This is a genomic window from Mycobacterium leprae TN, from assembly GCF_000195855.1.
GTDB lineage: Bacteria > Actinomycetota > Actinomycetes > Mycobacteriales > Mycobacteriaceae > Mycobacterium > Mycobacterium leprae.
The window spans coordinates 2,778,261-2,794,921 of sequence record NC_002677.1; the positions used below are offsets into that span (position 1 = coordinate 2,778,261).

A 16,661-nucleotide genomic window follows, 5' to 3' on the forward strand; every position below is an offset into this window, starting at 1 on the left:
AGTAAGCGTGACACCGGAGCCAACTCAAGGCTCCAACTTCCAGCAGCAAAAACATACAGACAGTCAACTGTGCCCAGCCTCAACGACACCCTGCTGTGCAACCATGACGATCAGTGGGGCGATGTCGACGACAGCAGCGCTGACGCAGGACGACGCTGTTATCAAGCCCATCCAGTAAGCATCGGCTTTATGGAGTACTTCCAGAGCGACCACGCCCCCGAGGCGGGACGGATCGCGGGCGTGGAAACGTCGCCACAAAATCGTGCTGCTAATACAGCGCTCCCTTCGAAGCCAAAGAATTTCCCGATGTCGCAGTGGGAATTACGCTAGTCCACATAAGCCGAGCTCCCTCGCGTCTGAGCCCGGAGCCACAACAGCCACACGTCGCTAGCAGGCCAAATCCCCATCAACCGGCGCTAAAGCCAACCACTCAATCGCGGCCTCAGCTTCGGTCAAGTCATTATCGGCACCACGATACGATCGAACAGGGTCTCCACCAACACACCTGTCGCGGGAATGCCCCAGCTAAATAGGGCAATCCTCGCGGACCAACTGATCGGTGGCAGTGTGGATAAACCTGTACGAGGTCATCGCTATACCGAAGCCGAACCCTCTCCCACGCCAAGTACGTACCGACCACCACAGGTAACCCGGCCGGGCTGTGGCCCTGGTGCACAAGTATGTCCTCGATCTCAGTCAGTACCTTCGCCCCGCGGTTACGGTCGGCATCAGCTGGGCAATGCAACAACGTAATGCACATACAGTATCCGAGCCAAGGACCATGCCAAATAGTTATTGTACCGCTCGGCGTTCTGCAGGGCATCTTCAAATCTCACGCAAAACCTGATCATCGATGACCAGCACATCGCCCCGGCATACCTCAGCCGTAGACGTGGGACAACGTATCTGCGCTACGGACCATGGCCAGCCCCTGCCGTAGGTCGTCGTAGCCACCCAAGATGACCTAGAAAGCAACGCACCTCGGCACACATAGTCAAAGGCAAGCAGCTAACAAGGATCCGATGAACACGTTGCCCTTGGTTGGATCACCATCGACCACACCGGCCACCCTAGTTGACCACCACAGCACGTCAGGCCACTCGGCGCACTCAACCCTTTGCATAAATCTGTTGCCATCAGGACAGCCCCACAATCCAGAATCCGCTCCTCGAGCAACTCAATGATGGCCATTGGCTGCAGAAGCCAACTACGACGCCTAGTGCAACCGGTCCTGATACACGTGGTCGATCGCCGGCCCCACCGTGGCCACGGCCAGCGGAGCCTTGTCCCCAGTGGCGTTGCACAGCTGACGCACTTCATCAAAACCGGAGCTAGAATTGAAACGCCCTCGCCAAGCGATGCCACACAACCTGGTTCGAGGAGCAATGCACATCGCAGCTCGGTGCGGATCTTCGGCAGTTAGTGCGTCAGCGATCTTTGTGGCGTGTTCCCAACTCACTCGCGCCGCGCGGACGTCCTGATTAGTGGCCCATGCTGCGGCGCGCATGTGCCAGCCGTACGCGGCGTGCAAATCACCGGCGGCCTCCAAATGCTCGGCAATCAGCACCGCGTGCTGATCGACCGAGTGTGGGGCACGCGCTTCGATCGCAGCGGCCAGCCGCCGATGCAACCGGGCCCGATCGGATTTCAGTTGTGATTCGTAGGCTACGGTACGAATCAGCGGATGCCGAAACGCATACTCGACGGGCGCGGTAAACCGCACCTGGTCGACGAGGTTGGCATCGATCAGTTCATCGACGCTAAGATCGATTCCCAAGCTGGCCAGCAGATCGGAGCCGAAGCGAAACCCGATAACTGCCGCGGCAACAAGCAGCTGTTTGGCAGGCGGACTAAGACGGTCGATGCGGGCAGCTATAGTCGCCTGCAGGGTAGCTGGCACGCAGACTTCGGCCACATCAGTGCTGCAAGCGTACCGGCCGCGCTCACCTGTCAGAACACCACGTTCAGCGAGCTCTCGAGTGATCTCCTGGGCAAAGAAGGGATTACCTGCCGCGCGCTCGGTGATAAGTTCGCCGATCTGGGTAACGGATTGATCGAGACCTAACAGCTCAGCAACCAGCGTTGAGGTCTCAACATCGCTCAGGGGTGCGACAGCAATGATCTGTGCTCCAACAACATGGCGCAAGGCTCCGTGGTACTCGGGGCGATATGTGACCAGTGCCATCGACCGGGTTTGAGGTATCACCGCCAAAAAGTCGGCCAGCATGGAGTCGCTGACCTCGTCAATCCAGTGAACATCCTCCACCACAAAGACCGCTGGTCGGCTCAAGGCCAACTGGGCGACGTTGATCAGCGCAGTCAACCGCCGCCGCCGCGCATCCGGGTCTAGCCTGGGCAGCTCCACCGCGGGATCGGCAATGCCCAACAAGTCGTCAAGGAGCAAAAGATCCTGCGTATCGGCGTCAGGAATCTGCTCCCGCACACGGGCCCGCGCACTGCGATCATCGAGACCGCTGATCTGCGCCACGGCACGCACCAGCTGGGCCACCACATCGAACGCGACATCGGTGGCGTGCGATTCACAGAAAACGGAAAACACCTCGACTTCAAGACCTTTCGCGAGCTGCACAGCTTCGGCGACGAGTCGTGTCTTCCCTATGCCAGCAGGACCAACCAGCCCCACCACCGAGCCCCGCCCACCGATCGATCGATCGAGCATCGCCGCCAGCGTGGCCAATTCCCACTCGCGACCCACCAACGTCGACTCCGAGAACCACGTCGGCTGGCGCGGCTCGGCTACGCGTAGCAGTCGCCGCGCAGGCACCGCATCCTCGGCGCCCTTGATGCGCACCGTCTGCGGTGCACCCAACACTGCGGTCTGCTCCACCAGCCGTGCGGTGGATTCGCTGAGCATCACCACGCCCGGCGGCGCAACCGACTCCATCCTCTGGGCCATCCCCACCTGCACACCAACAGCGGTGTACCCCAAAGCGCTAGAACCAATTTCACCAACAATAACCTGACCGGAATTCAGGCCCACCCGCAGCTGAAGATCAACACCGTCACGATCACCAACCTCGGCCGCCAGCCGCCTAGCCTTTTCTTGGACACCAAGCGCGGCTAAACACGCGCGCAACGCATGATCCTCCAACGCCGTCGGCGCACCAAAGATAGCCATGATGCCGTCGCCAGTGAACTTGTCCACCGTGCCGCCATAACGCTCGATCACCCCCGCGGCGCGGCTGACCAGCTCGGTCATGATTTCGCGCAGCCGTTCCAAACCGACCGCTGCCGCGATATCCATCGAACCCACCACGTCGGCGAACAAAACCGTCACCTGCTTGTACTCTGCGGGTGTTTCGGCCTCGACAACCGGTGAGCCGCACTCATCGCAGAACTTCGCGATCGACCGCAATTCTGCGCCGCACGCCACGCAGACCAACGCCGTCGTCATCCGCCTGTCCGCCCCGCACGGTCCCAGAGTTTTCGTATTATCCCAGGGCAACGCACCAAACGCCGGACATTGACGCTGTTCATGGTCAGTTAGCGCAATTAGGCGTCTACGCCCACGGCGGGCCAGTATCTCGGCCGTGTCAAGCCATGCATCTATCTCGCTCATGCCAGCCAGCCTGCGGCCACCACAGGGAACAAATCATCAGCAGAAACACGTAAACCAGCCGACTTCCTACGCAGATTTCTACCACATCAAGTTTGTTTGGTACCAGATTTTCGATTAATAGCCGGCTCGGCTGTACCCGTTCGGACTCGCCTGACATCTTCGGATGTTTTGGCAAATATGGCAGCCTCCCAGTCCGCGTTCTACGTCGGCGGCGACCATACTCTAACAGCGGAGCAATCGACTAGATCAACATCATCTATGCCGGCCCACGGGTCGTACCGGCCATGCACCAGATCGGGTACCATCGCCATGGTGTAGCCATCCGGGTCGGCTACAGCCAGCTCGTCCCAGGTCAACGGGATCGACACGGTCACGACCTAGGTGAGCCGCTCCGAATACGACGACGCCATGGTGCGGTTGCGAGCGTTCCGGCTGAAGTCCACGAAAGAGCCGCGCGCCCCATTCTTGTTTCATACCACTTACGTGGTCACCGCTTGTGGTGCGCGGCGCTCTACTTCGCGTACCAGCGTGATTACCGCCCGACACACAATCGATGAAGTCCTAATCAGTGGAAATTCGCAGGAAAACATGACCGGGTACCCCACATGCCTCTGGGGTACCCGGTCAAACCAAGCTACGCCAAGCACCAGGAGCAACACATCGACATCGAGCGCACGCCTGTTTGAAGTCGGTGTCGGGATGCAGATTCCAGTCGATTCGCAGGTTCGTCGGAATGCTCAGAGTCAGGATAGCACACATTCCACTAGTACACTGTGATCGTACCCATCACACCGCCCACACAATAGCCGCGAGATAAATCTACCTTCAGCGTATCTACGGTTCGCCACGACGGGAGCGTCACCCGACCGGTCTCTAGGAGGCCGTCAACCAGGTTCCAGGAGCTGGTATTACCCGCGGTGACATTGACACGTTAGCCGTTGCAATCCAAGAGCAATTCTTCGAATTCGATGGCGTGGTAGTCATCCAGGGCACCGACACGGTCAAGAAGACCGTATACAGTATATCTTCTGGCCTCATTCGCCAGACACGACAACCCATCGTGTTCACGGGCACAATGCGAGGCCCCAACCTAGCCAGCTACGACAGGCCCGCGAACGTTTTGGCGGCGATAAGTTCGTGGCTACCTGATCGTAATGGACGACAAAATCCATGCCGCAGCCCGGGTAAGCAAAGCCCACACCACCCAGCAACGGCGCATTCGAATCGCCTAACAACGATCCAATCAGCTTAGTCATCGAAGGCAAACCTGTACTCGTTAATGTTCCACCCGCACGTTTCGTGGTACCTGCTACGCATCTCAGCGCCCCTCGGATCAGCATGGTTACCACCACGCTGGACGACAACACCCGATCAATGCATGCACTACTTGCCACGAATGCAGGCCCCACCATTATACGGGTATACGGGCCGCTTTCTCCGCACAACAAGAGGAGAAAAGATTATGAAACATGTTTTTGTCCAAGTTTTTCGACTGCAAGCAGCCAGCACGTGCGTAGCTCGGAACTAACTTTGGAAAGGGCCTTCAGCGTGGTATTCGATAACAGCGAAGACTCCTTACGGAGTGTTGACCACATTTTGCCAAAGCGTCAATGTCCGCTAGACCTAACATTCCGTCATTAATTGCCAGATTCAGCGAAATCGATCTCGTAGGCACCTACAACAAAAGTAAAAACCCGGACTCCCCGGTGTGGAGCAAGGGCACTCGACCAACGTGGAAGCGTTCGATGGTGAAACCGTCGCCTATGAACCCGACCACAACTAGATACAACCACATATCCACATCCACATATCCACATCGCAATCGACATCAAAGAGCACTGAGCCAGCGGATACAACAGCAGCTATCCACTCGGCGCGAAAATCCAGTTTCTCACCGCAATGCTCGCTGTCGAAGTCGGCGATCCCATGGTGCCTTGGCGACTTGATGCTGAAATCTACAGTTTCCTGCTGCTTCACTTTGACGCAGCGTAGTCGCATGCCAACCAGGAGTGGCTGAAAAACGTTGCCGCTAAACACAACCGGTGAGTAGAGATAGAAAGATTAAGACATCCGGTGTGCCATGCTTGGGGATCAACCTAGGCTGGTCCGCGAAACCGTCACCGGCTGCCACAGCAGCCCACCATGCGTGCACCATAAGTTATCGCTCGCGAGGCGTGGCAGCAGACATGACTACGGTCACAAGTATTTTGCTATCCATCGGCGTGTTTCCCCCTGGTCCAGGGAAAAGAACGTACTATTTACGCTGGTGGGTATCAGGACGACCAGCATCAACCCAAACATCCCAATCCTACACTTGCCGCTAGCTACACCAACAACTATCGGCTACACAGAACCGCAGATAATTCCATCCTCGTTAAATAACGTTAAATAATAAGTCCCACAACGGTTTATTGGTTTCGGGTGGTGAAGGTTCCCGGGATAACATGAAGCCAACTGCCCATTCAGCACACCCACGGTGGCATACTATACGGCGACAACAACATCCATCAGGACGGAGTCATAAGTACCCATAAATGGCATCACTACAAACGCCCAGGACGCGCCAAAACCAAGCCGCACAACATAATACTTCGTCGGCTGAAACGATCCAGCCAGACTGGCGCCGGCACCACAAAAAGCGAACATCGACAACCCACCTAGCGCACCAACAATCAGGATCAGGTCCCCTAGATGGTTAAGTTCGAGGGCACGTAGTTCATTAAGATAAGTTCCCGACTACGAAGCTCAGCACGAATAGCCTGATCACGGAACCGACTGCAAGAACGACCTGTCGAAGCTGGATCCGGAAAAGTTCGGTTATGGAGGCGCAAGGCACGGTGACATCCTTCTGCTCATCCCGCTTACAGAACGCGAAAGCCGGGGTTCAGCGAATGTTCAGGCGCACGTAATAGAGCGACAATAACCAGTATAGCACTGGGCAGAAACGGCATCCACCAACCTCCATCTCATAGACGCGGGGCTGGTCTCTTCGTAGAGTGAAGTTGACGGCCAGCATAACCAGGTTGGCAAGCATAAGGCCCACACCAGCTGCCGAGTGGGATGGCCATTCCTATAATGGTCGCATGTCTCCCGGCGCGTGTTAGGCAACTAGCCAGTGCCAATCCAGCCCATTCGCCACCGAACGCTATTGCCTGCAGCAGCCGCAACGTAAGCAAGATCAATTACGCCGGCCAAGCTGATGGTAGCCACGCCGGGGAGAAAACCCACCGCCACGGTGAAGAGGCCCATGATCAAACAACGTTGCGACCAAAGTCGCTTCCCTACCAAGACGATCACCGAAGTGCCCCTCCTCAAGAAAAAATCCCGGCTAATAGCGGTGGGGAAAAGAACACCGCAGCAAACGTTGCCGGCGACGAAACTGTCGCCATTGCTGGCGCTAAGTTGGCAAAGAACACACTGGGGAACACCAGAACTACTACGGTGCCATTAGGGGAAATGAATTGAGCGTTGTAAAACTCGATCGAAGAACCAACCCCAGGCGTTGTCAAGGCAACGCGCTTCATCCGGACCTGCTACAGGGGGCACTTAGCTCCCTATAATATAGCACGCCGACGGGAATAAGTTTAGCATTGAAGAAGAAGAAGAAGAAGAAGAAGAAGAAGAAGAAGAAGAAGAAGAAGAAGAAGAAGAAGAACTCGCCGATGTCGTCTAAGTCGATTCGATCGAACCCAACGGATACGTCGTATGAGCCCAAAACGGGATGGTTTAGGTCCAGAATGCTTTCGCGACGGCGGCCGGGTCAAGTTGAGCAACCGCAACAAGCGGACGATGACACGTTACTTCCCTAGGCTGGTCGTGGCGATAACCGCAAAACTGCCTAAACGCTGCGTGATTGATGTTCAAGGTTTAAACATTTGGGATGTTGGAAACGAACTTCGTTGCCGGGGGTTGTGCATGCTTACTGCGCAGCAGCACCAGTCCATGCTTCTTGACCCGATAAGACAACATTCTGTTGATATTTCGGGCCATGAGTCACACCGCGGCTAACCGAGCCCGTTATGCCTAAACCCCGTACCTACTCGTCGAACCACACCCTCGTACGCCGTAAACTCGAGGAGTGTATCGCTGATAAGTGCACAAAACAGGTTCTGGGCAGAACATCGATCCGCACCTGGTCTCGAACGCCTGGCGTGATCTGCTCAGAGCGCAGAGAACTTTGAGACGCTGGCCGTTCCGGCCGGCTTACGTTGCCGCTGCCCCAGCCTCGACCGGTGGCAGCCAAAAGCAGGTCGTGATACATGGCTGTGCGGGCTGCCCAGACCGTGGAACGAAGCTAGCAAGGATGTTAGAGTCCTCCTCAACATCGCGAGAGAAGGCCGGAGCGGAACCGTCCAGCGGCCCCTCCTACGAGGACAGGCGCATGACACCAAACCACTATGAAAACCGAGAAATTGCGCGGCTAAGATGCGAAAAACTTATAATCAATCTTTATTAGTATAGACATGAATTTGGCGAGCACCATACCTTTATGAGTTAGTGCAACCGCATATCTGGTCTGCGGTAAGCACACAAGTACACCCGGTTTTCCTTCTCACCAAACCGGACGGTGTTCGCAGAAGGAGAGCCCGGCGAGCAACTTTATATCATCAAATCCAACTAAATTACGATTAGCCATAACTCTCCAGACAGAAATGAACACCTAATGGCCATCCTGGGACCAGCCGAGGTGTTCGGCGAGCTTGAGGTCGTGGACCCCAGGCCACATGACTCGACCGCGGTCCGCAATCACGAAAGTGCATACGGACTGGATGGACCGCGAGTTTCTACACGCCTTGATCGCGAAGTCACTGAACATCTGTCGCGGGTATTGGCTGGCTGTCTGCAGTATACTTATGACGCACTGGACAATCTAATCTTCAGTAAATGTGCCTGACTAGGTCGCTAAACAGCTACTGCTGCGGTCCCAGCGATTCGACACTCACGAAGGCCACGCATCCCGAATAACCGAACTTTGTTCATGGATGGATGTTCATGGAAAGATCACCTAACTGGCCAGTGCGTCGCATGAGGACATGATTTCGCGGACCGCGCCTGGACCTCAGCTTACCCGCCAAACCAGCTAACTTGGCTCAAACAACCACAATGCCTTCGGCAGCGACGGGGCAAAATTCTTAGCGCAGAATCATTTCGCTATTTGACAAGAAATTGAGTCGACTTCTCCACTCTTAGAATCTGTTCGGAAGAAGTTCAGCGCATCAACAATCACGTTCAAGTCGGCGCCTGATCGACCTAGCTCAATCCAGCCGGGCGTGTAAGTCGTACCACCCGGACAAGACGACCTCCATCGTCCATGTGACAACGCGCCGTCCGAACGGACGCTTGGTGAAATTCGACACCGTGCGATAGCTAGGCATCGGCAGTAGTCGTTGCAATGATCGCATCCCTTTGCCACCAAAGCCCCTAACATTGTAGCGGCGCTGTAGGACCTGTGCCTTCCGCACGGCCTTATCTATCATCTCCCATCGAACAGGCAATTCTTCACCGAATAACCCGCTGCAGTGCTCTGTAAAATCAACGCCGACAAAGCAACCTTCTCTGGCCGGATTAGGCGGCTTATACCTCGAATGTTTGCGCTGATCCACGTAGGCGAAACGGCGGTATCCGAGCTCCCAGAGCACCGCAAGCTCCTCAAACGCTGCGTCAAATGCGCCCCCGGGAGAACTCACGTTCGATTCAATAGAGATGAAGTCCGGTAGATTGTCGGCTTGCTTCAGAGCGTGGACACAGAGCATGTCCAACCCCTCGATGTCGACCTTGAGGTAATGGGGCACCCCAACTTCCTCAAGAACACTGGCGAACGTCCGAGCAGGTACATCGATGTAGTGGTATGTCACCCCCGCCACCGACTTATTACGCTCGATTATTGCAGGAGACATCGAAGTCCAAAGCGACTCTTCGTCACAGATAGCTAGCGGCAATGTGCCCTCCGTCTCGGCTATAGCCTCCGGAAGGATTTGCAGCTGTCCAGACTCGATCTCTGATGCGAATCGAATACGGGCGGCATCAACAAGAACGGGATTCGCCTCTAACGCAACAACATCAAAACCTTTGGCGAGATAGAACGCGGTGTCTTGTCCATTATGCATGCCAACGTCGATAATCAGGTTCGGACGCTTCATCAGGCTTCTCCATAATGCCATCCCCCTCCCCTAAAACTAATATATTAATATTATCGACAGACGGCCCGCTGTGAGCTATGATCAACATCACATAGCTGCGCGAGCGCATCGCTTCTGATCGAGGTTGACCACCACCGAGTCACCTGCCAAGGTAGCAGGATCGCTCCCTGTACGCACTGGCTCCACCTACAACATTACAATGGGGCATTCATGGCGGCCTGCTGGCGTAACGGCGCGCCCGGGGATACTCAAGTGTGCTATGATCTTAAAGAATTAGGCTCTAGTAGGCAATCTCGCTGAAACATTACATGGAATCAGAGTGTACAGTATTGAGCTGCGAAAAATGGGCACGTTGGGTTGTGTCAAAATAATATCTAAGGAAAATGTGATTATAGTGGCAGCAAAAATTAGTTGGACGCTCCGATGCCTTGTATTTTTACTTCGCTTCGGGTTTGCATTTCTATTTTATTCAGGTATAGTAAATCCTATCATTATATGGCACGGATTTGCAGCCTTATTGCGTTATTTTCTGGTCAAGCAAGGAATTCCATCCGGTACTGCAAAACACTTGGCTCAGATCCGCGCCGAATTCGAAGAGCAATCAGTTCAAGGGCAGTTCAAAGAACTATACTTCGATATGACCGATCGGAATATCGTCGTGTGGAGCGACATCTTTTCAAGGGTCTTCGATCGTAAGGCACCTGTGCGAATCCTCGAAATCGGATCATGGGAGGGTCGCTCAACCCTATTCTTGCTGACCTATTTTACCCAAGGGCACTTGACGGCCGTGGACACATGGGCCGGTAGCGATGAACACCAGCACAATGCACCGTCGGATTTGCGAAGCCTCGAAGCTCGCTTTGATAGCAATCTAACTCCGTGTGCAGCGCGGTTAACCAAGCGTAAGGGATCGTCGCTGCACGTGTTGCCTCAACTGCTCGGAGAAGAACAGAAATTTGATGTGATTTATGTGGATGGATCGCACTTTGGTGACGATGTTTTAGCAGATGGTATCACCGCCTGGCGCCTGTTAGAGAAGGGCGGGATACTAATTTTCGACGACTTTTTATGGCCCGGCTATCTACGCGCGCGAGCCAATCCCGCATGGGCAATCAACCTGTTTTTGAAGTACCACGCAGGCGAATATAAAATTCTAAATGTTTCCTATCAAGTTATTTTACAGAAAAAATTAGTATTTAATGATCGCGTGCTAACTTCCCTCGCCACAGTCCAGTATGACGACCGTCGTCGATTTACTAAGGAGTTCATAAAGAATTTAAGTTCAGCCAGTCAAGTTATGAGCGGAAACATGCGGCCATTAGAGCGATGACACTGGCATGGGCTAACACGATCACCGTGTCCCTGCCGCTGCAGGATATGTCGACGTTTGATAGCCGAACTCTCATCGTGGATGCTGAATCATTGAATACTCCGATTCGTCCGTGACAATATGCCATTGGCGTTCACGACACACACACAACACACGAACACTAAATTACGTGAAAGCAGTGAGACACTAAATGAAATTTACTTTGGCTGCCAGCGGGTCTCGCGGTGATGTCGAGCCGTTCGCCGCGCTCGGTCTGGAATTGCAGCGCCGAGGCCATGAAGTTCGCATTGGTGTCCCCCCTGACATGCTTCGCTTCGTCGAGTCGGCCGGGCTGGCCGCGGTTGCCTACGGGCCGGATACCCAGGAGTTTCTGGCCCGCGATACCTATAGTCAATGGCGCCAATGGTGGAAAATTCTGCCGCCGATCAAAGCTCTGCAGCAACTCCGCCAAGCATGGGCGGACATGGCCACGGACTTGAAGTCACTGGCAGATGGAGCCGACCTGGTGATGACGGGCGTGGTCTATCAGGGGGTCGTCGCCAACGTCGCTGAGTACTACGGCATTCCGTTTGGAGTGCTGCATTTCGTTCCCGCACGGGTCAACGGCAAAATCATTCCTAGCCTGCCGTCGCCGTTAAATCGCGCCATACTCGCGACGGTCTGGAGAGCACACTGGCTCTTAGCGAAAAAACCCGAAGATGCTCAGCGCCGCGAACTAGGCCTGCCAAAAGCAACCTCACTCTCGACACGACGGATCGTGAAACGAGGGGCGCTCGAGATCCAGGCCTATGACGAGCTCTGCTTTCCTGGGTTGGCCGCAGAGTGGGCAGAATACGGTGACCGCAGGCCCTTTGTTGGCGCACTAACCCTAGAGTTACCGACGGCCGCTGACAACGAAGTCTTGTCATGGATAGCTGCCGGGACACCGCCAATCTACTTCGGCTTCGGCAGCATGCCGATCGTATCACCAACCGATACGGTCGCGATGATTGCCGCAGCCTGTGCGGATTTAGGGGAACGTGCGTTAATTTCCGTTAAACCTAAGGACTTAACCCAGGTGCCCAAGTTTGACCACGTCAAGATAGTGACATCAGTAAGTCATGCGGCCGTATTTCCCGCCTGCCGCGCCGTCGTGCACCATGGTGGCGCCGGAACCACTGCCGCAAGCCTGAGGGCCGGAGTCCCAACACTGATCCTCTGGATCTTTATCGAACAGCCGGTCTGGGCAGCTCAGATCAAGCGGCTGAAAGTCGGTGCAGGCCGGCGATTCTCCGCCACCACCCAAAGGTCACTGGCCGCTGATCTCCGCACGATCCTTGCCCCGCAGTACGCTACCCGTGCTCGCGAGGTCGCGAATCGGATGAGCAAACCTGACGAAAGCGTTAACGCCGCTGCGGATCTGTTGGAAGACAAGGCCAGTCGGAATAAATCCAGAACTCGGTATCAGGACTGTTGAGGTCCCGTTCCGGCAACCGCACAGACGGCCCAGTCGGAGGCATCAGGGGCTTCCAATGACACCACAACAGGTCGTCTCGCACGGAGATGCCCTCGGCCCCGACCCCCGGGTGCAAGCCATTATCTACAACGGTGGACACTACACGTCACTCCATAATCCAGCCGTACTCCGAGGGAACAGTGCACAGCAGGGAACGTATTGCCTCGAGAGCCTTTGCCGGTTCCTCGATATGTCCGTGATGCTCGATGATCAGTTGGCCTTCGTAGACACCGCAGGAGTAGAGATCCAGGGGGACACTAATCGAACAATAGAACCGGCCCTGAATGTCTTCAATCGCAAGATCCGGTGGTGTACGCATCGTCGGGAACGCAGTGGCATCAGTGCAGAAGACAAGTGGCGGCAACCCGGGCGGAGTTCCCTCGAATGCCGTACCAAAGTGCAGGCCCGACTGCTGAACCACGCCGTTGGCTAAGTCAGCCCGAAGTGTGGCAACGATATCGGTTGCCAGATCAACGATGTCGGTGTCCTGTCCGATCTCAGCAAGGTAACCCGCCGCCCCGAGTAAATTGGTGCTTTCGGTCGGGGCCACAGGAGGGGCAAGAACATATCGCAAATCGACGGGGTAAACATAGGGAATTGGAACGTGCGGGGTTTCGCGGAGTCGCCATTCGGTCATCAGAATGGCCGCCGCTACCACGGCGTTGATGCTGAGCCGATGTTCACGACCGAACGCCGCGAGATCCGATGTCTCCTGCTTAGTGAGCCAGAGTCTGGTTACCGGAACAGCTTGAGGCAATCCAGGTTCGGCGAGGACAGCCGGCGTCCCGGTGGCAGGAAGGTCATAAGCATACATCACCGACATAAAGCGCTCAGCTCCCGAAAGGGCATGTTTCTTGACACCCCGCTGTTGTAGCACGGCCTCCATAGACAGCGGTGTAGCCTGGGGGATTATCGGGCCAGGGTCACCAGTAGTCACCACGTCGGTGTAGCGGGAGAACAGCTCATCGACCAAAACGGCCCCATGGTGACCATCAGCCATGCTGTGATGAATATAGAGTACGAGCTCACCTCCTCCCTCACGGGGGGTAAGTCGCAGATTCAATAGGGAAACGCTCTGGTCGAGCCGCGTTTCGGACTGTATTCCACCACAACCCGACTGCGCCCCGTTGTTAGCGTCAACAACACAGATCCCAGGGTGGAGCAGGTCGTCGGCAACGAGGTTCCAACCGCCATCGGAGCTTGTCTCAAGATGACTGGCCAAAACTGGATGAGCCTGCACGAGCGCGTCGAAGGCCTCCGACAGCGCATCAATATCTAGAACACCGCGCAACTGGATCGTCATAGAAGTGAAAACTTCGTATCGCGCGAAAACTTCCTCACTGTGCGACAGCTTTCGGATCACGGATCCGGCGAACACCTCAAGACTCCCAACTGGTCACCACATGCGGGGCCACCACATATTGCGTCAATGCGTACACGCCCGTCGATAGCCGACTCCCAGGGGTACCGCACAGGAGGCACAAATGCCTGCGGTCCACACCAGCATAGCAACCATCGAAGCTAAGACTGGCCCCCCCATCGATAATCCGCGCATCGCCGCAATAGCGTAGCTCACCGGTTGATGAGCGACTAAAGGCTGAATCCATCCTGGATACTGGTTTAGTGGTACCAGACCGGTGGACAAAAAGACCGCGATTGCTTGCACCAACTCAACCGCTTCAACCACGAATGTTTGCTCTGTGTAAAGCGCCACGGTAGTCACCATAACGGCGATGGCAATACCAAATATCACCGGGACACTAACCCACATAAGGCTTGCAATCACACCTTGCCGAAACCGGAAACCGAGTATCACCCCAGTAACCAGCATCACAAGGGTGGTGACGAAAGTCCGAATTGTGTTTGCGAGGATTCGAGCAAGCAAACCCGATGCCCGATGAATGGGCAACACCCATAGTCGGGAAAGCAGACCGATGGAACGCTCGCGCACAAGGTCGATAGCGACGAATGTTGAACCAGTGATCGCGGCGCCAAGGGTGATTAGTGGCACAAAGCTGTATAGCCCGCTGTCGTAAGTTACAACGTAAGCCAGATTACCCAGCACGATGTTCAACACCACCAGAAACAAAATCGGCAACACGAGCGCACCAATGATGGTGACATAATCGCGCGCCCACCGAGTGAGTAACCGCTTGGTCTGCAACAAAGTCTGCGAAACGAGCGCCCGAACAGAATTGTTCGGGTACTGCAAGCTCGCGGGTACCAGTCCTACTGTTTGACTTATCATAGTGATCATGTCCGTCTAAACAAAATGACGAGGCATATGGGCACCAGAACCACCAGGAAACCGAACAGCCACGCCAACGTCGGAACCATAACAGACCACGCCACTGGTATGACTGTCTTAGTGGTCTCCCCGGCCAGTGCGCGTAACGCCACCACGAACTGGGAGACTGGTTGGTTAAGGACAAAAGGGTGAATCCAGCGAGGAAACAGTTTGACTGGCATGAGACCGACCGACAACAGTCCGAAGATCAAGATCGGCAAAGTCAGTAGCGGCAGCATCGCGTCGGGATTCCTGATCGCAGTGCCAAGCAGGTCAGCGGCGAATGACAGCGCGGCTCCGATTGCGAGCACCAATGCACAAAATCCAACGATATAGAGGGGACCGCGATGGAACTGGAATCCGATCACGTGTCCACAAATCAGCGCTACCCCCATACCCCAACAGCATCGCTGCACGGCATCCGTCACACGGGCGAGCACCGGCGTCACCGGAGCGATCGGCATAGTACGAAACCGTCGACTTATGCCTCTCAGAGAATCGGTTGCTGCCCGGAAGGCTGATCCGATCGCGGCGAATGCGATAGACTGCAGCACGATCAACGGAGTGACGTATTGCCCTAAGTTACTGGCGATGCCTGAGCTAGGGCCACCCACAAAATGATTCCACGGTATGGCAAACGGTAGATAGAGGCCCACCGTGAATACCACTGGTGCGCCAATTTGGATTGTTTTCTCAAACACAAACAACTTGATGTCCGTATAATAGCGCGTAGTGAGCGCCCACCACTGCCGGAGCGTCGACCGACGTGGCTTTGCCATGATTGTGCTTGGCCACCTCGAGGCCGGAATCGGAGCTAGTGCCGGCATGCTCATCGCATCGCCCCCGCCGCTAGATGGCTCAGCGACTCACTGGGATCCGTTGTCATCGAAAGGAATACGTCATCGAGCGACGGCCGGCGTAGCGCAATGTCAGCCAGCTCAACACTCACCTCGTCGATCCGACGTGCAGCCTCGATAAGCGTCTGCGTGCCATCCGGCGCCGGCATCGTAATCCGGTCTGACGTGGGCGTGAGCATCGCCCTGCTGCGCTCGGGCAACAGCGAACCCAGCGCTGCGACGACAGTGCCCAGATCCTTCAAATCGCGCGGTACTATTTCACAAAAAGTCTCACCAACACGGTGCTTGAGCTCACTCGCGGTGCCTTCTGCAATGACCGTACCGTGGTCGATCAAGATGATCCGATCACTGAGCTCATCCGCCTCCTCGAGATACTGCGTAGTCAGCAGTGTGGCAATACCGATCTGTTTGAAACTGGCCACTAGATCCCAAATAGCTTGCCGACTCCGCGGATCCAACCCGGTTGTGGGCTCATCCAAGAATGCCACTTGGGGTTGAACCACCAATCCGCACGCGATATCTATCCGCCGACGCATCCCGCCCGAGTACGTGCCCACCCGCCGCTTCCCGGCGTGCAGGAGGTCAAATTGCTCGAGCAGTTCTTGCGTCCGCACGCGCGCCACAGATTTGCTCAGCCCATACAGACGACCGAATAAAATTAGGTTCTGCTCACCGGAAAGCTGGTCATCGACAGCTACTTGCTGTCCGGTGACCATGATCGAGCGACGCACCCCGGCCGGTTCGGAAACCACGTCGTAGCCGGCGACGGTAGCCAAGCCACGATCCGGCCGGGTCAACGTCGACAAGATGTCCACCATGGTCGTCTTGCCGGCACCGTTCGGGCCGAGCAGACCGATCACTTCACCGCGATCCACGTCGAAACTAACATCATCCAGGGCGATAATCTTGCCCTTGCCGTAGGTCTTACGAACCCCGCGAACCATCACGGCCTTGTCGTTGTTGCGCATCCGA

15 protein-coding genes are annotated in these 16,661 nt (G+C 55.7%); 5 read left to right on the plus strand and 10 right to left on the minus strand.

Annotated elements, in window-relative coordinates; all coding sequences use genetic code 11:
• The first annotated feature begins 69 nt into the window (after positions 1–69).
• Positions 70–330, plus strand: a complete 261-nt coding sequence (locus tag ML_RS14465; RefSeq protein ID WP_049769881.1) for a hypothetical protein — start codon at positions 70–72, stop codon at positions 328–330.
• 886 nt (positions 331–1,216) lie between these two features.
• Here ML_RS14465 and ML_RS12005 read toward each other — a convergent pair.
• Positions 1,217–3,580, minus strand: a complete 2,364-nt coding sequence (locus ML_RS12005) for an ATP-binding protein (RefSeq protein WP_231846633.1) — start codon at positions 3,578–3,580, stop codon at positions 1,217–1,219.
• 200 nt (positions 3,581–3,780) lie between these two features.
• Entirely contained in the window at positions 3,781–3,954 is a 174-nt protein-coding gene (locus ML_RS12010) for a hypothetical protein (protein ID WP_156511812.1), read from the minus strand.
• A 548-nt stretch (positions 3,955–4,502) separates the two neighbouring features.
• Here ML_RS12010 and ML_RS19605 point away from each other — a divergent pair.
• Positions 4,503–4,832, plus strand: a complete 330-nt coding sequence (locus ML_RS19605) for an asparaginase domain-containing protein (RefSeq protein WP_414085567.1) — start codon at positions 4,503–4,505, stop codon at positions 4,830–4,832.
• 527 nt (positions 4,833–5,359) lie between these two features.
• Here ML_RS19605 and ML_RS12020 read toward each other — a convergent pair.
• The 3 genes from ML_RS12020 to ML_RS12030 all read right to left on the minus strand — a co-directional run bounded on the left by ML_RS12020 (position 5,360) and on the right by ML_RS12030 (position 7,104).
• On the minus strand, positions 5,360–5,557 hold the full coding sequence (locus ML_RS12020) for a hypothetical protein (RefSeq protein WP_145985218.1): 198 nt from the start codon (positions 5,555–5,557) through the stop codon (positions 5,360–5,362).
• Positions 5,558–6,688: 1,131 nt separating this feature from the next.
• Positions 6,689–6,877: a hypothetical protein gene (locus ML_RS12025; protein ID WP_156511810.1), complete on the minus strand. Its 189-nt coding sequence runs from the start codon at positions 6,875–6,877 to the stop codon at positions 6,689–6,691.
• Positions 6,878–6,891: 14 nt separating this feature from the next.
• Positions 6,892–7,104: an MHS family MFS transporter gene (locus ML_RS12030; protein WP_145985219.1), complete on the minus strand. Its 213-nt coding sequence runs from the start codon at positions 7,102–7,104 to the stop codon at positions 6,892–6,894.
• A gap of 66 nt (positions 7,105–7,170) precedes the next feature.
• Between ML_RS12030 and ML_RS14470 the strand changes: the two genes are divergently transcribed.
• Positions 7,171–7,389, plus strand: a complete 219-nt coding sequence (locus ML_RS14470) for a hypothetical protein (protein WP_164920152.1) — start codon at positions 7,171–7,173, stop codon at positions 7,387–7,389.
• A gap of 1,446 nt (positions 7,390–8,835) precedes the next feature.
• Here the strand turns inward: ML_RS14470 and ML_RS12040 are convergent.
• Positions 8,836–9,720 (minus strand): FkbM family methyltransferase, encoded by an 885-nt coding sequence (locus ML_RS12040; protein ID WP_231846635.1) that lies wholly within the window; start codon positions 9,718–9,720, stop codon positions 8,836–8,838.
• Between the two features lie 319 nt (positions 9,721–10,039).
• Between ML_RS12040 and ML_RS12045 the strand changes: the two genes are divergently transcribed.
• Complete coding sequence (locus tag ML_RS12045; protein ID WP_010908846.1) at positions 10,040–11,050, plus strand: class I SAM-dependent methyltransferase; 1,011 nt, start codon at positions 10,040–10,042, stop codon at positions 11,048–11,050.
• Positions 11,051–11,240: 190 nt separating this feature from the next.
• Positions 11,241–12,506, plus strand: coding sequence for a glycosyltransferase (locus ML_RS12050; protein ID WP_010908847.1), 1,266 nt, complete (start codon positions 11,241–11,243; stop codon positions 12,504–12,506).
• Positions 12,507–12,651: 145 nt separating this feature from the next.
• Here the strand turns inward: ML_RS12050 and ML_RS12055 are convergent, their stop codons facing one another.
• The 4 genes from ML_RS12055 to ML_RS12070 are packed head-to-tail and all read right to left on the minus strand — an operon-like array spanning position 12,652 to position 16,657.
• Positions 12,652–13,923, minus strand: coding sequence for a phthiocerol/phthiodiolone dimycocerosyl transferase (locus tag ML_RS12055; protein ID WP_010908848.1), 1,272 nt, complete (start codon positions 13,921–13,923; stop codon positions 12,652–12,654).
• Positions 13,924–13,971: 48 nt separating this feature from the next.
• Positions 13,972–14,802 (minus strand): ABC transporter permease, encoded by an 831-nt coding sequence (locus ML_RS12060; RefSeq protein WP_010908849.1) that lies wholly within the window; start codon positions 14,800–14,802, stop codon positions 13,972–13,974.
• Complete coding sequence (locus ML_RS12065; protein WP_010908850.1) at positions 14,799–15,665, minus strand: ABC-2 transporter permease; 867 nt, start codon at positions 15,663–15,665, stop codon at positions 14,799–14,801. Before ML_RS12065 ends, ML_RS12060 begins: the two co-directional genes overlap by 4 nt.
• The gene (locus ML_RS12070; protein WP_010908851.1) at positions 15,662–16,657 is read right to left on the minus strand and encodes an ATP-binding cassette domain-containing protein; all 996 of its coding nucleotides are present in this window, start codon (positions 16,655–16,657) and stop codon (positions 15,662–15,664) included. The genes ML_RS12065 and ML_RS12070 overlap by 4 nt, the downstream gene beginning before the upstream one ends.
• Positions 16,658–16,661: the final 4 nt, after the last annotated feature.

Excerpts from the sequence above, each read along its gene's own strand:
- ML_RS12005 (WP_231846633.1), bottom strand. The coding sequence starts at position 3,580 with ATGAGCGAGATAGATGCATGGCTTGACACGGCCGAGATACTGGCCCGC.
- ML_RS12030 (WP_145985219.1), bottom strand. The coding sequence starts at position 7,104 with ATGAAGCGCGTTGCCTTGACAACGCCTGGGGTTGGTTCTTCGATCGAG.
- ML_RS12040 (WP_231846635.1), bottom strand. The coding sequence starts at position 9,720 with ATGAAGCGTCCGAACCTGATTATCGACGTTGGCATGCATAATGGACAA.
- ML_RS12050 (WP_010908847.1), top strand. The coding sequence starts at position 11,241 with ATGAAATTTACTTTGGCTGCCAGCGGGTCTCGCGGTGATGTCGAGCCG.
- ML_RS12060 (WP_010908849.1), bottom strand. The coding sequence starts at position 14,802 with ATGATCACTATGATAAGTCAAACAGTAGGACTGGTACCCGCGAGCTTG.
- ML_RS12065 (WP_010908850.1), bottom strand. The coding sequence starts at position 15,665 with ATGAGCATGCCGGCACTAGCTCCGATTCCGGCCTCGAGGTGGCCAAGC.
- ML_RS12070 (WP_010908851.1), bottom strand. The coding sequence starts at position 16,657 with ATGCGCAACAACGACAAGGCCGTGATGGTTCGCGGGGTTCGTAAGACC.